The organism is uncultured Microbacterium sp., from assembly GCF_913776565.1.
GTDB lineage: Bacteria > Actinomycetota > Actinomycetes > Actinomycetales > Microbacteriaceae > Microbacterium.
Genome location: NZ_CAJYPF010000058.1, coordinates 1 through 22,546, shown reverse-complemented (window position 1 = coordinate 22,546; position 22,546 = coordinate 1). Strand labels below are relative to the sequence as shown.

The window sequence follows — 22,546 nt, the reverse complement described above, 5'->3', positions numbered from 1 at the left end:
GCACGGATCGCTCGTCGAACAGCCACGGATCGGCTTCGCCACTCGTCCCAGGGTGATCTCCGTGTCCGAATCCGTCTTCGCGCCGCTCGTGCCGCCGCGCATCGGCGACGCCCCCGCGGATCCGCGCGGGGCGACCGAGAAGGCCCGCGCGCGCGGGTACGCCGACGGCTTCGCCCGGGGCCGCCGCGACGCCCGCGAGGAGCGGGACCGCCTGGTGGAGCAGCTGCGAACGGATGCCGTCCATCGCGCCGCCGAAGCACAGCTCGCGGTCGACACGGCCCTGGCCGCGCTCGACGCCGCGCGGGTGGAGCTGCAGGCATCCGCCGCTGCGCTGGTCGGGATGGACGCGGGACGCGTGGAGCTGGCCGCCGTCGAGCTGGCTCGCGTCATCCTGGACGCGGAGCTGTCGGATACCGCCCGGTCGGCGGCGCACGCTCTTCGTCGCGCCGCGGACGCGGCACCCGCGTCGACGGTCGTGCGCGTGCTGCTGCACCCCCGCGACGCGCGGACCGCGGGCGCCGGGGGCGACGGCATCCCGATCCATCCCTCGGACGACGTCGACCCCGGCGGGGCGATCGTGGAGCTGCGGGAGGGGCGCGTGGACGCCCGCATCGACGCCGCGCTGCAGCGCGTGCGCGCGGCCCTGACAGCCGACGACGGTGGGGGAGGTCTCGCGTGAGCGGCCCGACCGTCGCGTGGCGCCGAGCGCTCGCCGCGGCGCGTCCGGAACGCACGGGCGTCGTCGAGGCGGTCGCGGGCCTGGGCGTGCGGGTGCGGGGCATCGACACCGCGGTCGGCGATCGCGTGCGCATCGCGCCGGACGCCGGGTCCGTCATCGAGGCGGAGGTCGTGGCGGTGGATGCCGTGTCGGCGACGTGCATGCCGCTCGGCGCCCTCGCGGGCGTGGGCGCGGGAACGCGGGTGCACCACACGGGCGAACCGCCGCGCGTGCCCACGGGGGAGGGACTGCTCGGGCGGGTGCTCGACGGGAACGGCCGCCCGCTCGACGGCGGGGGACCGTTGCGTTCCTCGGGCCTCGTCCCCCTCGGCAACGCCGCCCCCAGCGTGCTGGGGCGCCGGCGCATCGATCGTCAGCTGGGCCTGGGCGTCCGGGTGCTCGACACCATGACCCCGGTCGGCGTCGGTCAGCGGCTGGGGCTGTTCGCCGGGTCGGGGGTCGGCAAGTCCTCGCTCCTGTCGATGATCGCGCGGGGGGCGAGCGCCGACGTCACCGTGATCGCTCTGATCGGCGAGCGCGGCCGCGAGGTGCGGGAGTTCCTCGAGGACGACCTGGGTCCCGAGGGGCTGGCGCGATCGGTGGTGGTCGTGGCGACCTCGGACCAGCCGGCGATGGCGCGCCTGCGGGCCGCGTTCGTGGCGACGCGCATCGCCGAGGACTTCCGCGAGGGCGGCAGCGAGGTGCTGCTGATGATGGACTCGCTCACCCGCGTCGCGATGGCGCAGCGCGAGATCGGCCTGTCTGCGGGGGAGCCGCCCGCCACACGCGGGTATCCGCCCTCGACGTTCTCGGTGCTGGCGTCGCTGCTCGAGCGGGCCGGCACGGGACCGACGGGCTCGATCACCGGTCTGTACACGGTGCTCGTGGACGGCGACGACCACAACGAGCCGATCGCCGACGCCGCGCGCGGGATCCTCGACGGTCACGTCGTGCTCGATCGTCGGCTCGCCGTGCGCGGGCACTTCCCCGCCGTGGACGTGCTCGGGTCCGTGTCGCGGGTCATGGGCAAGGTCACCACGCCCGAGCAGCGCCGCCAGGCGGTCGCGCTGCGCCGTGTGCTCGCCGCGCGCCGCGACGCCGACGACCTCATCGACATCGGCGCCTACGTGGCCGGGGCCAATCCCCTCGTCGACGCCGCCCTCGCGCACGGCGGGGCCATCGAGCGCTTCCTCACCCAGTCGATCGACGTCCGCGCCGCCCCCGACGACGCGTGGCGCGACCTCGCCGCCCTCACCGACACCCTCGGAGGACCGCCCGCATGACCTTCCCCCTGTCGAGCCTGCTGCGCGTGCGCGGCGTGCAGGAGCGCGTCGCCGCGCAGGACCTGTCCCGCGCCCGCGCCGAGCACGTCGCGGCTGCGGCGGCGCACGAGGACGCGGTGTCGAGCCTGTCCGACATCGCGACGAGCGTCGGCGACCCCGCCGCGCTGCTCGCGATGGCGGCCGCGCGATCGGCGGGGCAGGCCGCCCTGGCCGACCTGCGGGCCCTGACCCGGATGCGCCGCGACGAGGTCGCCGCCGCCGAGGCCGTGCACGTGCGCGCCCGCCGCGACCTGAGGGGGCTGGAGCGCCTCGACGACGCGCACCGGCTGCGTGCGGACGAGGAGCGTCTGCGCACGGAGCAGAACGCCCTCGACGAGATCGCGACCTCGCGCGCGGCGGCTCCCGAGACGAGCGGCGCGTGACCGGCGGGCCGCGAGGCGCCGGAGCGGGGGAGGGATGCCGATGACCTCCGCGCTGCTCACGTCCGTCCCACCGCACGGCGCCGCCGGCCCCGCGCCGCGACCGTCGACGGCCCCCGACCCCGCGGGGCAGGCGTTCGCCGACAGCCTGCGCGAGGCGCTGGCCGGCTCCGCGGTCACGGACGACGCCGAGGGGGATGCCGGATCCCCCACGACCGAGCGGCGCTGCGCCTCCTCCGCCGACGACGGTCCCCCGACGGCCGGGGCAGAACCCGCTCCCGGCGGCGCCGACGCGTGCCCGGGGCGAGCCGAGCCGGTGCTCACCGCGGCGGCGGTGGCCCCGATCGCCACCGGCGACGCATCCGTGGCCGAGACCTCCGCCGTGCCCCTGCCCGGCTCTGCGATCGGCAGGGCGTGGTCGGACGCCGGTGCCCCGCCCGTCGGAGATTCCGCGGGCACCGTCGCCGCTCCCGGCGCAGACCCCGCGGCGGCCGCCTCGACCGCGGCGCCTGACGCCCCCGACGCCGCGCGCCGCGCGGACACGCCGACGCCCGCCGCCGCGTCCGTCCCCACCCCTCCCGCCGCGTCCGTCCCCACCCCTCCCGCCGCGGCATCCGCGCCCGTCCCGCCGGGCTCCGCCGACGCGCCGATCGCCCCGTCGCCCCGGTCGATCGTCGCGCAGGTGACCCCGCCCATGCGGCGTCTCGCCCAGCTGTCCGAGGGGACCCACCGCCTGACCCTCGTCGTCACCCCCGAGGCCGTCGGGCCGGTCACCGTGCGAGCCCACATCGGCGCGGGCGGCGACGTCCGCATCGAGCTGCTGACCGCGACCGACCTCGCGCGCGACGCCCTGCGCGGCCTGCTGGGCGAGCTGCGGCGCGACCTCGCCGGCATCGCACCGGGCGCCCACGTGGCGATCGGCGAGGGGACGGCATCCGATTCCCCGCCGCGCGACGCGGGGGCGCAGCAGTCCCCTCGCGGGTTGAGCGGCGATCGGGACGCCCCCGCCCGGCGCCTCCCGCCCCGCGACCTCGCGACCCCGTCCGCCCCGACCCCCCGCGCCGTGCTCGGCGGGGGACTCGACATCCTCGCCTGAAAGGACCGCCCATGTCCGTCGAAGCCGTCTCGGCGTCCCCGACCTCTCTCGTCAGCGGGGGTGCCGCCCCCGCCGCCCCGAAGAAGGCCCTGGATGCCGACGCGTTCATGAAACTGCTGGTCACGCAGCTGACCAACCAGGACCCGTCCGCCCCGATGGACACCAACCAGATGATCTCGCAGACCACGCAGCTGGCCATGATGGAGCAGCTCACCGCCCTCAGCCGCACCGGGACCGAGGCCTTCGCCCTCGACATGCGCCAGACCGCCGCCGCCCTCCTCGGCCGTCAGGCGGGCTACCTCGACGCGAACGGCGCCCCGGCCTCGGGCATCGTGACCGCGGCCTCGTTCGACGGTCCGGTCCCGCGGTTCACGATCGGCGGCACCACCGTGGCGCTCGACGCCCTCACCTCCCTCCGCACCGCCTGACCCCCTCACGAAAGACACCCTCATGCTCCGTTCGCTCTTCTCCGGGATCTCCGGACTCCGCTCGCACCAGACGATGCTCGACGCCACGGGCAACAACATCGCCAATGTCAACACCGCCGGCTTCAAGGGCTCGTCGGTGCTGTTCGAGGACTCGCTGTCGCAGGTCGTCGGAGAGGCCGGGATGCCGGCGGGCGACACCGGGGGGAGAAACCCCGCCCAGGCGGGCCTGGGGGTGCAGGTCGGCGGCATCCGCACGACCTTCGCCCAGGGGGCGGCCCAGACCACCGGCCGCAGCGGCGACCTCATGATCCAGGGCGACGGGTTCTTCGCGGTGCGCGCGGCGGGCGAGACGCTCTACACGCGCGCGGGAGGGTTCTCGTTCGACGGCGCGGGACGCATGGTCACCGCCGACGGCTCCCTCGTGCAGGGATGGACGGCCCAGAACGGCGTCGTCGACCCGGGCCGCCCCACCGGCGACATCTCGATCCCGCGCGGTCTCCTGTCGGCGGCCCGCCCCACGACCACCTCGACGGTGACCGGCAATCTGCCCTCGACGGCGGCTGCGGGTGAGCGGATCGTGCGCGACATCCAGGTCTTCGACGCGCAGGGCGCCGCCACCACGCTGAGCCTGACGTTCACGCGCACCGCGGCGGGATGGGACGTCACCGAGCCGCGGAGTGGGGCGAGCGGATCGCTGGCCTTCACCGACGGGCGGCAGACCGCGGGCCTGACGTTGGCCGCGGGCGGCATCGCGGTCGACCTCACGGCCGTCACGGGGTTCGCCGGTGTGTCGACGGTCGCCCTCACCGCGCAGAACGGCTCGGCGGCGGGAACCCTGACGTCCTACACGATCACGAGCGACGGCACGGTGGTCGGCACCTTCGGCAACGGCCGCACCGAGACGCTCGCCAAGGTCGCGCTGGTCACCTTCGCCAACGCCGAGGGGCTCGAGAAAGCCGGCGGCACGGCCTTCCGCGCCACGGTGAACAGCGGGGCCGCGCAGGTCGGCGAGGCCGACCGCGCCGGGTTCGGGTCGCTGCTGTCGGGGGCGCTCGAGATGAGCAACGTCGACCTGTCGCAGGAGTTCACGAACCTCATCGTCGCCCAGCGCGGCTTCCAGGCCAGCGCCCGCGTCATCACCACCAGCGACGAGGTGCTGCAGGAGCTCACCAACCTCAAGCGATGATCCGTCCGCGCTCGTGCGCCGGGACCCGCTCGGGTTACCGGCGCGCGGTCCCGTCGCGATAGTCGCCTCCGCCCCCGTATCGAAAGCCGAGTCCGTCCGATGATCACGCTCACCCGCCTCGACCACTCGCGGTTCGCGGTGAACCCGGACCTCATCGAGAGGGTGCACGAGGCACCCGACACGACGCTGCACATGGTCGACGGACGCGTGTACAACGTCGAGGAGAGCCTCGACGAGCTGATCGCCCGGATCGTGGCCTACCGCGCCCGCGTCCTCGCCGCCGCGGCGGCGCTGACCCCCGCGAACGAGGTCTGAGGTGGACTTCGCCTTCGTCGCCGGCGTGGTGATCGCCTTCGGCGCGCTCTACGCCATGATCACGATGGAGGGCGCGCACCTCAGTGCGCTGTTCCTTCCGGCGCCGATGATCCTGGTGCTCGGTTCGACCATCGGGGTGGGCATCGCCAGCCACACGGTCAAGGACGCCCTCTCGGCGTTCGGATCGCTCGGGGCGATGGTGCGCGGTCCGCGCTCCACTCCGGCGTCGGTGATCCCGATCCTCGTGGGCTACGCCGAGAAGGCGCGCACCGAGGGGCTGCTGCGCCTCGAGGACGAGCTGGACGGCGCCCCCGACGATTACACCCGCCGCGCCGTCCAGGCCCTCGCGGACGGGGTGGGTGCCGAAGACCTGCGCGCGGTGATGGACGACGAGATCGCGACGGTGATCGGCCGGCGCCGCGTCGCCGCGAAGTTCTTCTCGGCGCTGGGCGGCTACGCCCCCACGATCGGCATCGTGGGGACGGTGGTGTCGCTGACCCACGTGCTCGAGAACCTCGACAAGCCCGACGAACTGGGGCACATGATCGCCGCCGCGTTCGTGGCGACCCTCTGGGGCCTGCTGTCGGCGAACTTCCTGTGGAACCCGATCGCCGGCCGGCTCTCGCGGATGGCCGCCCTCGAGCAGGAACGCATGACGCTGGTGTGCGAGGGGATCCTCGCGATCCAGGCGGGCAGCCCGCCGCGCCTCCTCGAGGAGCGGCTGCTGGCCCTCACGACGTACAAGCCGTCCTCGAAGGACCGCTCCGCGGCGTCGAAGGCCCCGGCCGAGGACGCGACGTGAGCACGGCGCGTCGCGCGCGCGGCCGGGGGCACGACGACACCGAGCATGACGAACCCGACGAGCGCTGGGCGGTGTCGTACGCCGACATGGTGACGGTCCTGATGTGCCTGTTCATCGTGCTGTACGCGGTGTCGGTGGTCGATGAGACCAAGTACGAGCAGCTCAAGAACGGTCTGGCCGCCGCGTTCGGGCAGTCGCAGACCGTCGGCGGGGGAGACCTGACCGAGGGGCTCGTCATCCCGCCCGATCTGCTCGTCGACGACGGGGTGCGCGATGTGGCCGTGCGCGCCGCTCACGAGGTGGACGCGATGCAGCGCCTGCAACAGCAGATCACCGATGCGCTCGCCGCGCAGGGCCTGCAGGACACCGTCGACTTCGTGATCGACGAGCGGGGACTGAAGATCGGCCTGGTCGGGGCCGAGACCTTCTTCGCCGACAACCGCGCCGACCTGACCGCCAAGGCGGACGCGGTGCTCGACCTCGTCGGTGACGTCCTCTCGGCCGCCGGCAACCCGATCAGCATCGAGGGTCACGCCGACCACCGCGCGGCCGCGGCCCCGTACGACAGCAACTGGGAGCTCAGCAGCAGCCGCGCCACCAAGGTCGCGCGGTTCCTGGTCGAACACGAGGGCATCGCGGGCTCGCGCGTCCAGGCGGTCGGTTTCTCGGATCAGCGGCCGCTCGTCGACGGCGACAGCGCCGAGGCTCTGGCGGCGAACCGCCGCGTCGACATCGTCGTCGAATCCACCGAGCAGGAGCAGGTGCGGGGTCTGATCCCGGGCCTGGTGAGCGCCGGATCCGGCGGCTGACCCCTCGTGACCCCCTCAAGGAGAACACCGTGACCGCCGTCGTCCGTGACGATCCGCTGCGCCGCTATCCGGCCTACGACTTCCACCGACCGGCCCAGCTGGGGCGTGAGCAGGCGCGCCACCTCGAGGCGGCCTTCGAGGCCTTCGCGCGGCAGTGGGCGTCGCACCTGACCGCGAAGGTGCGGGTGCGCACGCACCTGATCCCGCGCGGGGTCGAGGTCGTGTCGTACCAGGAGTACGCCGACACCCTGCCGGCGACCACCGCGATGGTCGCCGGCTCCACCGCGGGACGCGAGGAGCCCTGCGTCATCCAGGTGGGACTCGACGACGCGCTCCTGTGGGTCGTGCAGATGCTCGGCGGACGCGTGACGGGACCCATCGACCCGCGCCCGCTCACCCCCATCGAATCCGCCCTGGTGCTCCCGCTCCTGCAGGAGGGTTTCGCCCTGCTGAGCTCGTGCCTGGGCTCCCGACTTCCGGGAGCGGTCACCTATTCGGGGCTGCACTACACCCCGCAGTACCTGCAGGTGATCGCGCCCGGCGAGGCCGTGATCGTCGCGCGCTTCGACCTGCGCGTCGGCGACACCCTCTCGACCACGACGGTCATGCTCCCCGCCGGTGTCGTCGTCGACCACCTCGCCGAGACCGGTCGGGGGGCTGCGTCCGCACCCCGGCCGGGCTCGACCGCCGACCACGTGCAGCGCGCGCCGCTCGAGGTCGCGCTGCGGATCACGCCCCGCGTCATCGCCGCGGGCGAGGTGCTCGACCTCGCCCCGGGCGACCTGCTGCGCTTCGCCCACCCCGAGACGACGCCGCTCGAACTCGTCGTCGGCGCGACGCCGATCGCCCGCGCCGTCGCCGGTTCGCAGGGGCCGCGTCTCGCGTGCACGATCACCGCCATCCCCGAGGAGACCCCCCGATGACCACCTTCCAGGCCAACGCCATGGCCGCTGCGATCGCCGCCCGACTGCCGTTCGCCTTCCCCGTGCTGCCCACCCCGTCGTCCGACCCGGGAGCGACCGGCCGTGCCGTGGCGGTCGCATTCACCGGTACGCCCGGTGCGACGATCGCGGTCCAGGTCGTCGAGCCCGACGCCCTCGACGACGGATCCCCCGGGGTCGCGCTCGCGGACCGCCTGCACCCCGTCTTCGAGGCGGCCGTCGCCGTCCTCGGTGCGGGCGCCCTGGGCGACGGCGAAGACGTCGAGGCCGACGCGGTGTTCACCGTCGCGGGGGCGCAGGTGTTCGACTTCGTCAACGCCGACGGCGCGGTGGTGGCGCGCGCGGCCGTCCGCATCGACGACCCCGTCGCGGCCTCGCGCTCGGCCGGTCCCACCCGGGTCAGCCGTATCGCGGGCGTCGAGATGGAGCTGGTGGTCGAGATCGGTCGCACCCGAATGGCCGTGCGCGACGTGCTGAACCTCGAGCCCGGTCGTGTCGTCGAACTGGACCGGGCGGCCGGCTCGCCCGCCGACATCACCCTGAACGGGCGCCTGATCGGCTACGGCACGGTCGTCGTCGCGGACGGCGACTTCGCGGTGCGCGTGGAGCGCATCATCGACGCGGTGGACGGCGACTGAGCGTGGACGACGCCCTGCAACTGCTGCGCGCGGCGGTCTCCCTCGCCGCGGTCCTCGGGCTGCTGGTCTTCCTCAGCAGGCGCCTCAAGAAGGGGCAGGCGGCGGGGGACGGTCCCCTCGCCGCGCTCGTCCCGCGCCGGTTCGACCGTCTCGGATCCTTCGTCGCACGGGCGACCGGGCGCACCTCCTCGCCCCCGCCGCGCGACGAGCGCATCACCGTCGTCGCCCGCACCGCCCTCACGCCCAAGGCGCACCTCGTGGTGGCCGAGTTCGGTGGCATCCGGTACGTCCTCGGCGTGAGCGACAAGGGCGTCGACGTCGTCGACACGCAGGAGAGCTCGGCGTCGGACGCCGTCGTCGAGCCCGTCGCCCTGGTGGCCGTCGCCGATGACCGGGATGCCGTCGCCCCCACCCGCCGCGAGAACCGGCACTCCGACGGCCCGCCCGCGCTGCGGTCGGGTTACCGGGTGCGCTCCGCGTCGCGATAGTCGCGGGAGAGCACGGATCGCTCGCACCCTGGCTACGGATCGGCCTCGACCCCCCTCTCGAGAGTGTCGTCGTGCCCGCCACCGCCCCCGCCGCCGCGCCACCGCGCCCGCCCGGGCGACGCCGGCGCCGGATGGGCGCGACCCTGGCCATGCTGCTGATCACCGCGGTGGTCGTCGTGTGCACCGCCGTCCCCGCCGCAGCGGCCACGGGGGGAAGCGGCGGCATCAGCATCAACGGCGTCAACGGCACGCCGTCCGACAGCATCACCACCCTGCTCGGCATCACGGTGCTCAGCGTCGCCCCGGCCCTGCTGCTGATGATGACGAGCTTCACCAAGATCTTCGTGGTGCTCGCCCTCACCCGCAACGCGCTCTCGCTGCCGTCGATCCCCCCGAATCAGGTGCTGGCCGGGCTCAGCCTGTTCCTCACGCTGTTCATCATGTGGCCCGTCCTGGCCGACATCAATCAGGCCGCCGTCACCCCGTTCACGGCGGGGCAGATCGACTTCGGGCAGGCCTTCGACGCCGCCCAGCAGCCCCTGCGGGAATGGATGCTGCACGTCACCCGCGAGGACGACATCGCCCTGATGCACCGCGCGGCGGGCATGGACAATCCCGAGGGGCCCGACGGCATCCCGCTCTACACCCTCATCCCGGCGTTCATGCTGAGCGAACTGCGGGCTGCGTTCGTGATCGGCTTCATCGTGTTCGTGCCGTTCCTCATCATCGACCTCGTCGTCTCGAGCGCACTGATGTCGATGGGCATGATGATGCTGCCGCCGGTGATGATCTCGTTGCCGTTCAAGATCCTGTTGTTCCTGCTGGTCGACGGGTGGGGTCTGGTGATCACCTCTCTGGTGCAGTCGTACCGGGGGGCGACGTGAACTCCGCGGCGGTGATGGACATCGGGCTGCAGGCCCTCGTGCTCGCGGCCAAGCTGTGCGCGCCGCTGCTGATCACCGCGCTGGTGGTCGGTTTCGCGATCTCCCTGCTGCAGTCGATCACGCAGGTGCAGGAGATGACGATCTCGTTCGTGCCGAAGCTCCTCGCCGTCGGGGTCGCGCTGCTGGTGTGCGGCAATTGGATGATCACCGAGACGGTGACGTTCACGCACGAGCTCTTCGCCCGGATCCCGAGCCTGCTGGGGGGCGGGGGATGAACGTCGCGATCGACTTCCGCTGGCTCGAGGCGACCGCTCTGGCCGTCGTGCGCATCACCGCGTTCCTCGTCGTGGCGCCGCCGTTCAACCACGGCGCGATCCCGCTGCGCATCCGCGCGATGCTCGGGGTGGGCCTGGGGGTGGCGGTCTCGCCCGCGGTCGTACCGGGATATCAGCGACTCGACACCGGGGGCTTCCTCTTCGCTGCCGCGGGCCAGGTGCTCGTGGGCGCCCTGCTCGGGTTCCTCGTGTTCGTGCTGTTCAGCGCGATCCAGAGCGCGGGGTTCCTCGTCGACACGTTCGGCGGATTCCAGCTCGCCCAGGCGTACGACCCCGGCATGAACGTCAACGGGGCGCAGTTCACCCGCCTGTTCCAGATGACGGCGATCCTGCTGCTGTTCGCCTCGCAGGGCTATCAGCTGGTCCTCGGCGGGCTGTTCCGCTCGTTCGACGCCGTCCCGGTGTCGGGGGCGATCGACCTCGGCCGTCCGGCCGAGGTGCTGACCGGCGCGGTGGGGCAGATGCTGCTCAGCGCGGTGCAGATCGCCGGCCCCCTGCTGATCGTGCTGTTCCTGGCGGACGTCGGTCTGGGTCTCGTCTCGCGCGTGGCGCCGGCGTTGAACGCCTTCGCTCTCGGCTTCCCGCTCAAGATCGCTCTGACCCTCGTGCTGATCGGCTTCGTGTTCGCCGCCCTGCCCGCCGTGGTCGCCGCGCTGGCCGAGGATGCCGCGCGCCTGGTGATCGGGGTGACGCGGTGAGCACCGACACGGGGGAGCGCACCGAGAAGGCCACGCCCGAACGGCTGCGCCGCGCCGTCCGCAAGGGTCAGATCGGGCGCAGCCAGGACCTCACCGCGTGGGTGGCGGTCGGAGCGGCCGCGGTGATGACGCCGGTCACGATCGACGCGGCGTCATCCGTCCTGACGGAGCGGATGGGGGCCATCCGGGCGGTGGCGCGCGATCCCGAGCCGTCCCGCGCGGTCGAGGCCGTCGCCGGGGCGATCGGCGCGGTGGGCGGCATCCTGCTCCCGATGCTGATCGTGGTGCTGGTGGCGTCGACCGTCGCGGCGATCGCCCAGGGCGGTGTGCGCCTGCGCGGCATCCCGATGCGCGTCGAGCAGTTCGACCTGGTCGCGGGGCTGAAGCGCACCTTCGGCACCGCCGCGCTGTGGGAGGGGGCCAAGGCCCTGCTCAAGACCGCGGCGATCGGCGCGGCGCTGTGGGTCGTGGTGTCGGGGCTCGTCCCCGTCCTCATGGCCAGCGGGCGCCACACCGTCGAGTGGCTCCTCCGGATCGCCGGGGGCGGGGTCGCGTCGCTCCTGCAGGTCGCGGTGGCCGTGGGCCTGCTGCTGGCCGCGATCGACGTCGCCGTCGTCCTCCGGCGCAACCGTCGTCACACCCGCATGACCAAGCAAGAGGCGCGCGACGAGCACAAGAAGAGCGAGGGCGACCCGCTCATCCGCTCCCAGCGTCGGGCGCGTCAGCTGGCCGTCAGCCGCAACCGCATGATCGCCGCGGTCGGCGACAGCGACGTGGTGCTGCTGAACCCCACCCACGTCGCCGTGGCGCTGCGCTACGAACCGGGGCGGTCGGCTCCGCGCGTGGTCGCCAAGGGGGCGGGGGTCATCGCGCAGAAGATCCGCGAGCGCGCCGACGAGGCGGGGGTGCCGATGGTCCGCGACATCGTCCTCGCCCGCGCCCTGCACGCGAGCGTCGAGGTGGGGCACGAGATCCCCGAGCACCTCTACACGGCTGTCGCGCAGGTGCTCGCCTTCGTGCAGCACCTGCGCGCCCGCGGTTCGGGGCACGGAACCCACACCATGCCTCCCGCGACCCTGCGCGGACGCGGCCTGTGAGCCGCGCCGGCGCCCATCGCCCTCTGAGAGAACGGACGAGATGATCGCTCACCTGCTGTCGAAGGCCACCGTCCCGGTGGGCGTGGTCGGGATCATCCTGCTGCTGATCGTGCCGGTGCCGGCGCCGCTGCTCGACGTGCTGATCGTGGCGAACATCGCCTTCGCCCTGCTGATCCTTCTCACGGCGATGTTCGTCACCAAGCCGTTGGACTTCTCGGTCTTCCCGAGCCTGCTGCTCGTGGCCACGCTGTTCCGCCTGGGCCTGAACGTCGCCTCCACCCGTCTCATCCTCAGCGAGGCGCACGCGGGTCAGGTGATCGCCGCCTTCGGTCAGATCACGATCAGCGGGTCCCTCGTCATCGGCGCGGTGATCTTCCTCATCCTGGCCGTGATCCAGTTCGTCGTGGTGACCAAGGGTGCGGAGCGCGTCGCCGAGGTGGGGGCGCGGTTCACGCTGGATGCGATGCCCGGAAAGCAGATGGCGATCGACGCCGATCTGAACGCCGGACTCATCACCGACGACGAGGCCCGGAGGCGGCGGGCCGAGGTGGCGGCCGAGTCGGACTTCTACGGCGCGATGGACGGCGCCAGCAAGTTCGTCAAGGGAGACGCGATCGCGGGCATCGTCATCCTGGTCATCAACTTCGTCGGCGGGATCGTCATCGGCATGACGATGCATGGGATGACGATCGACAAGGCCCTCGAGACGTACAGCCTGCTGACCATCGGCGACGGGCTCGTCACGCAGATCCCCGCGCTGCTGATGGCGGTGTCCACCGGCATGATCGTCACGCGCGAGAACGCCGAGGCCGAGCTCGGCCGGGCGGCCGGGCGCCAGCTGCTGCAGTCCCGCAATGCGCTGATCATCACGGCGATCGCGGCGCTGGGCATGGGACTGATCCCCGGGATGCCGTTCCTCGCCTTCGCGGCCGTGGGGGCGGGACTGCTGTTCGCCGCGTCGCGGGTCAAGGCCGGCGCCGATCGCGCCGCGGCCGACGAGGCGCTCGCCGAGGCGGAGCGCGCGCGCGAGACCGCCGTCGCGGAGCGGCCGGACGATCTGATGGACGGCATGCGGGTGCACGCGCTCGAGATCTCGCTCGCCCCCGACATCGTCGACCTCGTCGCCGGCGGCCAGGGGGACCTGCTCACGAGGGTCAAGGCGCTGCGGCGCAAGATCGCGCTCGAGGTGGGCATGCTCATGCCGCCGGTGCGCACGCGCGACAACGTCGAACTGCCCGCCGAAACCTACGCGATCCTCGTCGCGGGCGTCGAGGCGGGGCGCGGCGTCGTACCCCGAGGGCACGTGCTGGCCCTGGGGGCGGGATTGGATGCCGTGCCCGGCACGAGCGTGACGGACCCCGTCTTCGGACTCGAGGGCAAGTGGATCCGCACCGAGATGTCGCACGCCGCCGACCTGGCGGGGGCGACGGTCATCGATCGCGCGAGCGTGGTCATCACGCATCTGTCCGACCTGGTGCACACCCACGCGGCGCGGCTGCTCTCGCTCGAGGACGTGCGCCAGCTCACCGATCATCTCAAGCAGACCCAGCCGGCGGTGGTCGACGAGCTCACCCCGTCGCTGCTGCCGCTCGCCGTCGTGCAGCGCGTGCTGGCGGGACTGCTGGCCGAGCGGGTGGCCATCAACGACCTCGGCCGCATCTTCGAGGCGCTCGCGCTGCGCGCGAAGACGACGACCGAGATCCCCGCGTTGGTCGAGGCCGCGCGCGCGGCGCTGGGTCCGGCGGTGGCGGCGCGCTTCGCGCGGGACGGTCGCCTGCGGGTGGTGATGTTCGACGCGGCCCTGGAGCAGCAGATGCTCGAGGGGCTGCGTCACGTCGAGGGGCGGGCGCAGATCGTGCTGAGCCCCGAGACGACGATGCACCTGCTCGAGGGGGTGCGTCGCGCCGTCGCCACCGTGGATCCGGCGGACGCCGAGCCGGTGCTCGTGTGCGCCCCGTCGCTGCGGGCGGCGGTGCGCGCGCTCACCGCGGGACAGACCGGCGGGATGCCGATCCTGTCGTACGACGAGGCCGCCGTCGGCGGATTCGGCACCGATGTCGTCGGGGTGGTCCGCCTCGAGCAGAACGCGCTGACCGCTCCCTGACATGGGGCGGAAACGCTCGTGATCGAGCGGAAAGGTTATTCTCGGGGAAGGACGGCGCTCGACGCGCGAGCCACGGAAGGCGACCCACACACATGCTCGTACTCACACGACGCCCGAACGAGAGCATCATGATCGGCGACGACGTGACGGTCACCGTCCTCGGGGTCACCGCCACCGGCGTCCGCATCGGCATCGACGCCCCGCGCGACATGAGGATCCACCGCAGCGAGATCGTCGTGGCGGTGGCCGACGAGAACCACGAGGCTCTGTCGGCATCCCGTGCCCCGCACGCCCAGGATGCGCTGCTGTCGGTGCTCCGCGCCGCCGAAGACACCCGGTAGCGGCGGCAGCCCGGGTTACTCCCGCACGACGGCGTCGCGATAGTCGGGCCCGTGGCGGACGCACCCGCCGCGCGACTCGACATTCCGAACGAGGTGACCTGGTGGCCGCGACCGACCTGAGCATGCATCTGCTGCGTCAGCGGGAGCTCATGGAGCTGATGCTGTTCAAGCTCGAGGAGCTGGAGATGCTCGTGACCACGGGACGCACCCGGTGGGTCCGGCACGCGACCGCCGAGGTCGAGCGCGTGATCGCGGCGATCGGCGCCGGCACGATCGCGCGGGACACGGTCTTCGTCGAGGTCGCCGAGGAGTGGGGCGCGGGCGATGTCTCGACGCTGCGCGACCTCGTCGCCGCCGCCCCGACCGAGGCGTGGCGCGAGGTCATGCAGTCCCACCTCGACGCCATGACGCAGCTCGCGGACGAGATCGCCCAGAAAAGGAGCGCCGTCGATCAGCTGCTGCGCACGGCCCTGCGCGTGACGCAGGAGACCATCGCGGGGTGGGGCGAACCGACCGGGGAGTACGCCGCGGCCGGTTCCCACCGGTCGACCCCGGCGTCGCGTCTGCTCGACGTGCAGGTCTGAGCCGGTGTCGACCTTCTCGGGACTGCGCATCGCCGCGTCGGGCCTGGCCGCCGCGCGTGCCGGCATGGACGTGACCGGTCAGAACATCGCCAATCAGACGACCCCGGGCTACACCCGCCAGCGTCTGGTGCAGACCGCGGTGTCGCCGACGGGCACCGCCGACGCGTGGGCGCGGGACGTCGGTGGCGGCGTGGCCATCGAGCGCATCGCCCGCCTCGGGGACGAGGTCATGGACGCCCGTGTGCGCGACGCGCTCTCGGCCTCCGGCTTCTGGTCGGCGCGGGCGTCGTCGGCCGCGGCGGTCGAGAAGACCCTCGCCGAGCCCTCCGACACCTCGCTCTCGGCGGGTCTGGGTCGCTTCTGGGCGGCGTGGTCGGACCTGGCCAACACGCCGGCTCCCGCGACCGCGCAGGTGGTCCTCGCGCGGGCCGGGGCGCTCGCGGCGCAGATCGCGACCGGGTACGACCAGATCGCGGGGCAGTGGTCGGGGCTGCGCGACCAGCTGGATCGCGACGTGGCCACGGTCAACGACGTCGCAGCGCAGGTCGCGACGCTCAACGCGCAGATCCGCACCGCCGCACAGTCCGGCCGCGGGGCGAACGAGCTCATCGACCAGCGTGATCTTCTCGCTCAAAAGCTGGCGACGGCCGTGGGTGCGACCGGTCGCGTCGAGCAGGATGCCACGATGACCCTGCGCGTCGACGGCAACGCGCTCGTCGCGGGCGAGACGAGCCGGGCGCTCGTCCTGACCGGGCCGCGAGAGATGACCGCCACCGGTCGCCTGACCGTGGCGTGGTCCGATCGTCCCGAGCTGCCGATCGCCGTCACCGGCGGTTCCGTGGGTGCGGTCATCGGCTCCCTCGCGCCGGCCGCCGAGCAGGGCACGCTCGCGTCGGCGGCGCGGGCGTTCGACGAGGCGGCGGTGTCCCTCGCTCAGGCGGTCAACGCGGTGCACCGCACCGGCCGAACCGCCGACGGCTCTCCCGGCGGCGACGTCTTCGTCTTCGCCCCCGGCGTCCCGGCGGCGCGCGGACTGCGCGTCGCCGTCGCGGACCTGGGCCAGCTGGCACTGTCGGCTCCGGGAGCCGGGGCGAAGGACACCTCCGTCGCCGACCGGATCTCGGACCTGGCCACCGCGCCCTCCGGCCCCGATGCGACCTGGTCGCGCTTCGTGGTCGGCTTCGGCGTCTCGGTGGCGGGGGAGCGTCAGCGAGCCGACGCCGCCGACCGGACGGCCATCGCTGCCATCGCGGGCCAGCAGTCGGGCGCGTCCGTCGACGGCGACGAAGAGACGATCACCCTGCTCACCTATCAGACGGCGTACCAGGCCGCCGCGCGCGTGCTCACCGCGGTCGACGAAGCCCTCGACGTCCTCATCAACCGCGTCGGCCTGGTGGGCCGTTGACCCCCGGAGACGACATGATCGGACGCATCACCAGCAGCACCCTCACCCAGCAGTCCATCCGCACCCTGCAGGCGGGTCTCGCCGAGCGGGCGAAGCTGCAGGAGCAGGCGAGCTCGCAGCGGGCGATCCGCGCGGCGAGCGACGATCCCGCCGCCGCCGCGGCGATCCTGGGCGTGCGCGGCGAGCAGGCGCGCGTCGCGCAGTACGCCCGCAACATCACCGACGCGACGGCGTGGGTCGCGACCGCCGACGGGGCGCTGGGGTCGAGCCTGGACCTGCTGGCACGAGCGCGCGACCTCACCGTGCAGGGCGCCAATTCGGGCGCGCTCGGCCCGGACGCGCGCGCGGCCATCGCCACCGAACTCGACGGCCTCGGGCGCGAGCTGATGGCCCGCGCGAACACGACGCTCCTCGGACGCACGGTGTTCGCCGGGACGAACGACACCGGTGAAGCCTTCGACCCGGTCGACTTCGCGTTCCGGGGCGTCCCCGGCGCGGCCGTCGAGCGGCGGATCGCCGCGAACGAGAAGGTGCGCGTCGACCTCGACGGAGCGCGGGCGTTCGGCGAGGGGGCCACGAGCGTCTTCGCCACGATCCAGGCCGTCGCCGCCGACCTGCGCTCCGGTACCGACGTGGCCCCCCATCTGGCCCGCATCGACGCGCACGTGAGGGATCTCTCCGAGGCGCGCGCCGTCGCGGGCGCCCGTCAGGCGCAGATCGAGCGCGCCGCGACCGCCAACGCCGCCGACGCCGTGGATCTCGAGGCGCGACGGGCCCGCGTCGAGGACGTCGACACCGTCGAGGTCTATGTCGCTCTCCAGTCCGCCGAGCTCGTCTATCAATCCGCCCTGCAGGTCACCGCGAAGAGCCTGCAGACCACCCTCCTGGAGTTCCTGAGATGACGCCTCTTCCCCCGCTCGCCGCCCTCGACGTCGAGTTCGCGCGATCCCTGCCGGGCTTGAGTCCCCTCACCTCCTTCCGTCTCGATCGCATCGACGGGGCCGAGGGGCTCTACGCCCTGCGCGCCGTCGCCGACGAGGTCCGCCTCTTCGTCGTCGAGGCGGCGGTCGTGGCGTCCGGCTATGCGCCGCCCGTCACCGCCGAGATGCGCGACGAGATCGGGGCCGCGTCCGAGGACATCCGCGTCTTCGTGGTGGCGAATCCGACGGATGAGGGGGTCTTCCTCAACCTCCGCGCGCCCGTGCTCCTCAATGTCCGCACGGGGGCGGCCAGCCAGGTGATCCTCGAGGACACCTCGTATCCGCTGCGCGCGCTGCTGGGCGCGGAGGATCCCGCTCCGGCGGTCGCCTGACCGGCGGGTCCACCCGGGCGTCACATGACGGCGGAGGGATGCCACCCGCCCCGCCTAGGCGATAGGATCTCCCCGAATACGAGCAGAAACCGACCGATTCCGCGACCTGAACGCGGGGTTCTCGCCACCCGAAGGCGAGGTGGTCGGGCCTCGCCCGACGTCGCGCGATCCATCGGCGACGGCGGCGGTGGCGATGCCGCGCGGTCGTCGACCCCGCGAGATCGCCGCTCGCGCGCCGTTCGGCGGGGGCTCGAGCGCCGCGGACGAGGCGACTCCGCGCCCCGCGGCGCGGCATGATGCGGACGTCGCGCGGGGTTTGGCAACCCCGACCGGCGGGCGCGGCTGCTGCATACGCTCGTTTCCGAGCAGAGAACAAGGATGGTGCGAGATGTCCGGCACGAGGACCGAAGAGCCCAAGGTGAGCAAGCGCGAGTTCGTCCAGCGGGTGTCCCAGCGCACCGGCCTGTCGCTGCGCGTCACGCAGCTGGCCTACGACGCGATCTTCGACGAGATCCTGGACCTCGTCAACGCGGGGAACCGTGTGACGCTGACGGGCTTCGGTCGGTTCTACGCCCAGTCGCACAAGGGCCACGACGTCGTCCTCAACATCCGCGACGATCCGCAGGCGCGCGGCCGCGTCGACGACTACGCGGTGCTGAAGTTCTCGGCGACCCGCGAGGTCAACAAGAGGATCACCGCGCGCGGCGAGGGCGAGCGGGGTCAGCGTTCGAACGAGTAGCTGTTCTGCCCGACGAGGGTGAGTGTGATCGTTACGGGGAACTCCTCGGGGGTCTCGTCGTCCTCGTCGCTGGCGTCGATGGCATCCACGGGGACGGTCAAGGTCCCGTCGGACGCGAAGACGACGTCGCGGGGCGCGAACGAGAAGTACAGGCACCGCTGCGTGCTGCGCAGTTCGACCGTGCGCTCGACGTCGCTGCGCTCGTGCAGGTTCATCACCGCCTCGTCGGCGAGGATCGTCCCGTCGCGGTACCGCGCCTCGACGCGGTAGGTGCTGGGCTCGATGGCCTTGATGTTCAGGTCCTCGACGATCTCCGAGAAGGTGGCCTCGGGGTGATTCATCTCGAAGGCGATCGCGCGCAGGTGGTCGTACGTCAGATTGACCCGGCGCGAGAACAGTGCGGCGTTCTCGATCTCGGCGGGGCGGGCGTTCGGCGCCTGATCGGTCAGGTAGTCGCGCACCTCGGCGGGGCCGGGGTAATCGAATCGCATGTGGTAGTGGAATCGACCCGGGCGATTGACGATGTAATGGCTGACATCCTGGACGTCATTCACGGTCAGGCAGTAGATGCGTTTCACCGACGACATTCCGTCGAACAGCGTGAGGAATTGATTCTGACGATTCGGGCCGTCCGAGCGTCCCCGACCGGAGGTGAACACCTTCTCGAACTCGTCGAAGATGACGAGGCATTCATCCAGGGTGTCGAGGAAATCCACGATGCCCTCCGCGTCCTCCGTGACGAGGACGACGGGGAGCGATTGCGCGATGGCGCGCTGGGCCACCATCCGCAGGAACATCGACTTGCCCTGGCCCTTGTTGCCCGAGAGCATGACGCCGAGATTGCGCTCGAGCCGCGCGTAGGCGCGGAAGATCTTGTCCACCTTCGCCTCGCGCTGGCCGTACACCTTCTCGACACCCACGCTGAGGTCCTCGGTGCGCACCAGGCTGAAGCCGTCCTTCGGGGCGAAACGCACCCGATACGTGCCGAGGGGGAGCGTGTCGTGAGCTTGGACAGCGGAGCCGTAGACCCGGACCTGGCCGCTCGTCTCGATGTAGGTGCTGCTCACGGGTCGGTGCTCCTGGAAGGGGGGAATAGGCTGCCGGCCGAGCTGGCAATACTCTGAGAGTGAGATTAGCAATCTCTCATCTTCGCGCCAAAAGGCGCGATGGAGAACCATTTCCGACGGGCGGGGGCGCGGGCGGAGTGGGGCACACGTCGAATGGGGACGATGGGTATGCGCGAAGACGGTCGATCAATGTCGGGCGCGGTCGCCGGCGGGCAGGACGTGGCGCACGAGCGGGTGGCGGTGGCTCCTGCGCTCGAGCTCTCGCTGCACCTCGGCGACCGCCGCACCGGACCCGAGGTGTGGAGGGCGCGCATGGTGCCCGGCGACGAGAGAGCGGCCTCGACGGTGCTCGCCGAGGCGACTCTGCACCGCGTGCACTACGCCGACCCGCGGTGGTCCGATCACCTGCGCCGCGCGCGCACCGACCTGGCCGAGGTCGGGTCGGCCTTCGCCGATCGCGAGCTGATCTCGATGATCGACGAGTCGTCGCTGTTCACCGAGAGTCTGTGCGTGATCTCGTCGATCGACGTCGCGCCCGCCGCCGTCGGCAGCTTCGTCAGTCACGACCTGGTCCGAGCCGTCGCGGGCGTCTTCGACGGCGACACGATCGCCCTCGTCATCCCGGGTGCCTTCGTCCCCGAGGGTGGCGGTCCTGTCGAGTCCGCCGGCGACATCGCCACCCGCCGCGCGCACTGGGCGTCGATCGGGTTCGTCGACATCCCCGGCACGAGGGCGATGCTGCTGCCGGTGCGCGTCCGGCCGTGACGTCCGGCCCCGGGTGGCATCCGGGATCGACGACCCGGGCCGCGCCCTAGGGTGGGAACCACGACGAGAGGGGCCCGCGGTGGCTGAGGAACGCGAACGACTGAGCTGGGACGACTTCGGCGACGCGACGAGGCAGATCTCGCGCGCGATCGTGGCCGACGGGTTCGCGCCCGAGGTGGTCGTCGCCATCGCGCGCGGCGGTCTGCTCCCCGGCGGGGCGATCGCGTACGGCCTCGGCGTCAAGAACTGCGGCGCGCTGAACGTGGAGTTCTACACGGGCGTGGGGACCGTCCTCGACGCCCCCGAGGTGCTGCCGCCCGCGCTGGACCTGTCGTATCTGTCCGGCCGGCGGGTGCTGCTCGTCGACGACGTCGCCGACAGCGGTCGCACGCTCGACCTCGCGATCCGGCTCCTCGCCCGGCACGGCGCCGACGCGCGCTCGGCCGTCATCTACACCAAGCCCACCACGATCGTGCAGCCCGACTACGCGTGGAAGGACACCTCGCTCTGGATCGACTTCCCGTGGTCGCACCAGGGGTCGGTCCACGAGGAAGACGCGGCGTGACGCCGAAGTCCCTCGCCGAGCTGGCCGAGGCCGGGTTGATCGACGCGTCGTGGGTGGACCCCCTCGCGCCGGTGGCCGACGACATCGCAGCTCTCGGCCGGCGCCTGCGGGACGAGGGCCGGCCGTACCTGCCCGCGGGTGAGCTGGTGCTGCGCGCGTTCCGCACTCCCGTCGACGCGGTGCGCGTTCTCATCGTCGGACAGGACCCGTACCCGACCCCGGGACACCCGATCGGTCTGTCGTTCGCGGTCGACCCGCACGTGCGACCCGTGCCGCGGAGCCTGGCGAACATCTACCGCGAGCTCGACGACGATCTCGGCATCGCGCCCGTGGCGCACGGCGACCTCTCGGCCTGGGCCGACCAGGGCGTCATGCTGATGAACAGGGTGCTGACCGTGGCGCCGGGGGAGCCGGCATCCCACCGCGGATGGGGGTGGGAGCGCGTGACCGAACACGCCATCCGCGTCCTCGCGTCGCGTGATCGGGCGCTCGTCGCGGTGCTGTGGGGGAGGGATGCCATGAACCTCGCGCCCCTGCTCGGCGAGACCGCGATCGTGTCGTCGCCGCACCCCTCGCCGCTGTCGGCGCGTCGCGGCTTCTTCGGGTCGCGGCCGTTCTCGCGCGTGAACGCGCTGCTCGAGGAGCAGGGCGCGGCCCCCGTCGACTGGCGCCTGCCCGCCTGACCCGCCCGCTCGCGCTCCCGCCGCAGGGGGAGCGGGGACGGCGGGGACACACGCGCGAAACGGGTGTCGCCGTAGAGTGGCGGGGTGCTGGAAGAGGAGTACGAGAAGAGCCGCCGGCGGCTGCCGGCGCACCTGCGGCGTGCTCCCGAACCGGAGCGGCCATTCTCGTTCGACATCCGCCCGGCGACCGCCGCGGACATCCCCGACATCCGCGAGATCTACAACTACTACGTCCGCAATTCGGTCGTGACCTTCGACGAGAAGGCGTGGTCGATCGCGAAGTGGCGCGACAAGTTCGCCACGCTCGAGAAGCTCGGGCTGCCGTTCCTCGTCGCCGAGTCCCCGACCGGGCAGATCCTCGGCTACGCGCTGGTCCAGCCGTGGCAGTCGAAGTCGGCGTACCGCTACACGGTGGAGAACTCCATCTACCTGGGACAGGCGGCGGCCGGCAAGGGACTCGGTCGGGCGCTGCTCGAGGCGCTCATCGCCGCGTGTCAGGATCTCGGCATCCGCGAGATGGTCGCCGCGATCAGCGACAAGGGAGCGGATGCCTCGATCGCCCTGCACGAGAAGCTGGGCTTCACCGAGGTGGGTCGTATGGGCCGTGTCGGCTTCAAATTCGGGCGCTGGCTCGGGGTGGTCTACCTGCAGAAGAGCATCCCGTCGAAGAAGAAGCGGCGCAAGCTGTTCGGATGAGGGCCGGGCTCCCCTCCGGATGCCGCGGGCGGCGGGCGAAACTCCTGAGGGTCAGGTCCCCGGCGCCCTCCGCGGGCGCTGCGGCGGGGTCCGGCGTCCGGTTTCTCAGGAGATTCGCGCGTGGTCGGCCGGACATCCGCCCCCGGGC

28 protein-coding genes are annotated in these 22,546 nt (G+C 72.5%); 27 read left to right on the top strand and 1 reads right to left on the bottom strand.

What is annotated here, in order from left to right:
* Positions 1–61 precede the first annotated feature (61 nt).
* The 23 genes from QZ433_RS03640 (at position 62) to QZ433_RS03530 (ending at position 18,622) form a co-directional block, all read left to right on the top strand.
* Positions 62–679: a FliH/SctL family protein gene (locus tag QZ433_RS03640; RefSeq protein WP_295780057.1), complete on the top strand. Its 618-nt coding sequence runs from the start codon at positions 62–64 to the stop codon at positions 677–679.
* Positions 676–2,001, top strand: coding sequence for a FliI/YscN family ATPase (locus QZ433_RS03635; protein WP_295780056.1), 1,326 nt, complete (start codon positions 676–678; stop codon positions 1,999–2,001). The genes QZ433_RS03640 and QZ433_RS03635 overlap by 4 nt, the downstream gene beginning before the upstream one ends.
* Positions 1,998–2,423, top strand: coding sequence for a hypothetical protein (locus QZ433_RS03630; protein ID WP_295780055.1), 426 nt, complete (start codon positions 1,998–2,000; stop codon positions 2,421–2,423). Before QZ433_RS03635 ends, QZ433_RS03630 begins: the two co-directional genes overlap by 4 nt.
* Before the next feature lie 40 nt (positions 2,424–2,463).
* Positions 2,464–3,516, top strand: a complete 1,053-nt coding sequence (locus QZ433_RS03625; protein WP_295780054.1) for a hypothetical protein — start codon at positions 2,464–2,466, stop codon at positions 3,514–3,516.
* Between the two features lie 11 nt (positions 3,517–3,527).
* Positions 3,528–3,944, top strand: a complete 417-nt coding sequence (locus QZ433_RS03620; RefSeq protein WP_295780053.1) for a flagellar hook capping FlgD N-terminal domain-containing protein — start codon at positions 3,528–3,530, stop codon at positions 3,942–3,944.
* A 22-nt stretch (positions 3,945–3,966) separates the two neighbouring features.
* Complete coding sequence (locus QZ433_RS03615; protein WP_295780052.1) at positions 3,967–5,130, top strand: flagellar hook protein FlgE; 1,164 nt, start codon at positions 3,967–3,969, stop codon at positions 5,128–5,130.
* A 99-nt stretch (positions 5,131–5,229) separates the two neighbouring features.
* Entirely contained in the window at positions 5,230–5,445 is a 216-nt protein-coding gene (locus QZ433_RS03610; protein WP_295780051.1) for a flagellar FlbD family protein, read from the top strand.
* A gap of 1 nt (position 5,446) precedes the next feature.
* Positions 5,447–6,247, top strand: a complete 801-nt coding sequence (locus QZ433_RS03605; protein ID WP_295780050.1) for a MotA/TolQ/ExbB proton channel family protein — start codon at positions 5,447–5,449, stop codon at positions 6,245–6,247.
* Complete coding sequence (locus tag QZ433_RS03600) at positions 6,244–7,056, top strand: flagellar motor protein MotB (protein WP_295780049.1); 813 nt, start codon at positions 6,244–6,246, stop codon at positions 7,054–7,056. The genes QZ433_RS03605 and QZ433_RS03600 overlap by 4 nt, the downstream gene beginning before the upstream one ends.
* A gap of 29 nt (positions 7,057–7,085) precedes the next feature.
* Positions 7,086–7,979, top strand: coding sequence for a flagellar motor switch protein FliM (locus tag QZ433_RS03595; RefSeq protein ID WP_295780048.1), 894 nt, complete (start codon positions 7,086–7,088; stop codon positions 7,977–7,979).
* Entirely contained in the window at positions 7,976–8,635 is a 660-nt protein-coding gene (locus QZ433_RS03590; RefSeq protein ID WP_295780047.1) for a FliM/FliN family flagellar motor switch protein, read from the top strand. Before QZ433_RS03595 ends, QZ433_RS03590 begins: the two co-directional genes overlap by 4 nt.
* Before the next feature lie 2 nt (positions 8,636–8,637).
* Positions 8,638–9,123, top strand: coding sequence for a flagellar biosynthetic protein FliO (locus QZ433_RS03585; protein ID WP_295780046.1), 486 nt, complete (start codon positions 8,638–8,640; stop codon positions 9,121–9,123).
* Between the two features lie 149 nt (positions 9,124–9,272).
* Positions 9,273–10,007 (top strand): flagellar type III secretion system pore protein FliP, encoded by a 735-nt coding sequence (gene fliP / locus QZ433_RS03580; protein ID WP_295780069.1) that lies wholly within the window; start codon positions 9,273–9,275, stop codon positions 10,005–10,007.
* Complete coding sequence (locus QZ433_RS03575) at positions 10,004–10,282, top strand: flagellar biosynthetic protein FliQ (RefSeq protein ID WP_295780045.1); 279 nt, start codon at positions 10,004–10,006, stop codon at positions 10,280–10,282. The genes fliP and QZ433_RS03575 overlap by 4 nt, the downstream gene beginning before the upstream one ends.
* Complete coding sequence (locus tag QZ433_RS03570) at positions 10,279–11,040, top strand: flagellar biosynthetic protein FliR (RefSeq protein WP_295780044.1); 762 nt, start codon at positions 10,279–10,281, stop codon at positions 11,038–11,040. Before QZ433_RS03575 ends, QZ433_RS03570 begins: the two co-directional genes overlap by 4 nt.
* Positions 11,037–12,137, top strand: a complete 1,101-nt coding sequence (locus tag QZ433_RS03565; protein WP_295780043.1) for an EscU/YscU/HrcU family type III secretion system export apparatus switch protein — start codon at positions 11,037–11,039, stop codon at positions 12,135–12,137. Before QZ433_RS03570 ends, QZ433_RS03565 begins: the two co-directional genes overlap by 4 nt.
* A gap of 40 nt (positions 12,138–12,177) precedes the next feature.
* On the top strand, positions 12,178–14,241 hold the full coding sequence (locus tag QZ433_RS03560) for a flagellar biosynthesis protein FlhA (protein WP_295780042.1): 2,064 nt from the start codon (positions 12,178–12,180) through the stop codon (positions 14,239–14,241).
* A 128-nt stretch (positions 14,242–14,369) separates the two neighbouring features.
* Positions 14,370–14,582, top strand: a complete 213-nt coding sequence (locus tag QZ433_RS03555) for a carbon storage regulator (RefSeq protein ID WP_295780041.1) — start codon at positions 14,370–14,372, stop codon at positions 14,580–14,582.
* A 101-nt stretch (positions 14,583–14,683) separates the two neighbouring features.
* Positions 14,684–15,166: a flagellar export chaperone FlgN gene (flgN, locus tag QZ433_RS03550; RefSeq protein WP_295780040.1), complete on the top strand. Its 483-nt coding sequence runs from the start codon at positions 14,684–14,686 to the stop codon at positions 15,164–15,166.
* A 4-nt stretch (positions 15,167–15,170) separates the two neighbouring features.
* Complete coding sequence (gene flgK / locus QZ433_RS03545; protein WP_295780039.1) at positions 15,171–16,571, top strand: flagellar hook-associated protein FlgK; 1,401 nt, start codon at positions 15,171–15,173, stop codon at positions 16,569–16,571.
* A gap of 14 nt (positions 16,572–16,585) precedes the next feature.
* Positions 16,586–17,473 (top strand): flagellar hook-associated protein FlgL, encoded by an 888-nt coding sequence (gene flgL, locus QZ433_RS03540; RefSeq protein ID WP_295780038.1) that lies wholly within the window; start codon positions 16,586–16,588, stop codon positions 17,471–17,473.
* Entirely contained in the window at positions 17,470–17,883 is a 414-nt protein-coding gene (locus tag QZ433_RS03535) for a flagellar assembly protein FliW (RefSeq protein ID WP_295780037.1), read from the top strand. The genes flgL and QZ433_RS03535 overlap by 4 nt, the downstream gene beginning before the upstream one ends.
* A 388-nt stretch (positions 17,884–18,271) precedes the next feature.
* Complete coding sequence (locus QZ433_RS03530) at positions 18,272–18,622, top strand: HU family DNA-binding protein (protein WP_295780036.1); 351 nt, start codon at positions 18,272–18,274, stop codon at positions 18,620–18,622.
* Here QZ433_RS03530 and QZ433_RS03525 read toward each other — a convergent pair.
* Complete coding sequence (locus QZ433_RS03525) at positions 18,604–19,689, bottom strand: AAA family ATPase (RefSeq protein WP_295780035.1); 1,086 nt, start codon at positions 19,687–19,689, stop codon at positions 18,604–18,606. The genes QZ433_RS03530 and QZ433_RS03525 overlap by 19 nt on opposite strands.
* Positions 19,690–19,851: 162 nt before the next feature.
* Between QZ433_RS03525 and QZ433_RS03520 the strand changes: the two genes are divergently transcribed.
* The 4 genes from QZ433_RS03520 to QZ433_RS03505 all read left to right on the top strand — a co-directional run bounded on the left by QZ433_RS03520 (position 19,852) and on the right by QZ433_RS03505 (position 22,398).
* A complete protein-coding gene (locus QZ433_RS03520; protein WP_295780034.1) occupies positions 19,852–20,454 on the top strand; it encodes a hypothetical protein in 603 nt (200 codons plus the stop codon).
* A gap of 79 nt (positions 20,455–20,533) precedes the next feature.
* Complete coding sequence (locus tag QZ433_RS03515; protein WP_295780033.1) at positions 20,534–21,019, top strand: phosphoribosyltransferase; 486 nt, start codon at positions 20,534–20,536, stop codon at positions 21,017–21,019.
* Positions 21,016–21,702 (top strand): uracil-DNA glycosylase, encoded by a 687-nt coding sequence (locus tag QZ433_RS03510; protein ID WP_295780032.1) that lies wholly within the window; start codon positions 21,016–21,018, stop codon positions 21,700–21,702. Before QZ433_RS03515 ends, QZ433_RS03510 begins: the two co-directional genes overlap by 4 nt.
* Before the next feature lie 84 nt (positions 21,703–21,786).
* Complete coding sequence (locus QZ433_RS03505) at positions 21,787–22,398, top strand: GNAT family N-acetyltransferase (protein WP_295780031.1); 612 nt, start codon at positions 21,787–21,789, stop codon at positions 22,396–22,398.
* Positions 22,399–22,546 lie beyond the last annotated feature (148 nt).

Coding starts and splice junctions, on each gene's coding strand:
- QZ433_RS03535 (WP_295780037.1), top strand. CDS start 17,470: ATGACGCCTCTTCCCCCGCTCGCCGCCCTCGACGTCGAGTTCGCGCGA.
- QZ433_RS03570 (WP_295780044.1), top strand. CDS start 10,279: ATGAACGTCGCGATCGACTTCCGCTGGCTCGAGGCGACCGCTCTGGCC.
- QZ433_RS03630 (WP_295780055.1), top strand. CDS start 1,998: ATGACCTTCCCCCTGTCGAGCCTGCTGCGCGTGCGCGGCGTGCAGGAG.
- QZ433_RS03555 (WP_295780041.1), top strand. CDS start 14,370: ATGATCGGCGACGACGTGACGGTCACCGTCCTCGGGGTCACCGCCACC.
- fliP (WP_295780069.1), top strand. CDS start 9,273: ATGCTGCTGATCACCGCGGTGGTCGTCGTGTGCACCGCCGTCCCCGCC.
- QZ433_RS03620 (WP_295780053.1), top strand. CDS start 3,528: ATGTCCGTCGAAGCCGTCTCGGCGTCCCCGACCTCTCTCGTCAGCGGG.
- QZ433_RS03530 (WP_295780036.1), top strand. CDS start 18,272: ATGTCCGGCACGAGGACCGAAGAGCCCAAGGTGAGCAAGCGCGAGTTC.
- QZ433_RS03590 (WP_295780047.1), top strand. CDS start 7,976: ATGACCACCTTCCAGGCCAACGCCATGGCCGCTGCGATCGCCGCCCGA.
- flgL (WP_295780038.1), top strand. CDS start 16,586: ATGATCGGACGCATCACCAGCAGCACCCTCACCCAGCAGTCCATCCGC.
- QZ433_RS03610 (WP_295780051.1), top strand. CDS start 5,230: ATGATCACGCTCACCCGCCTCGACCACTCGCGGTTCGCGGTGAACCCG.
- QZ433_RS03520 (WP_295780034.1), top strand. CDS start 19,852: ATGGGTATGCGCGAAGACGGTCGATCAATGTCGGGCGCGGTCGCCGGC.
- QZ433_RS03615 (WP_295780052.1), top strand. CDS start 3,967: ATGCTCCGTTCGCTCTTCTCCGGGATCTCCGGACTCCGCTCGCACCAG.
- QZ433_RS03625 (WP_295780054.1), top strand. CDS start 2,464: ATGACCTCCGCGCTGCTCACGTCCGTCCCACCGCACGGCGCCGCCGGC.
- QZ433_RS03560 (WP_295780042.1), top strand. CDS start 12,178: ATGATCGCTCACCTGCTGTCGAAGGCCACCGTCCCGGTGGGCGTGGTC.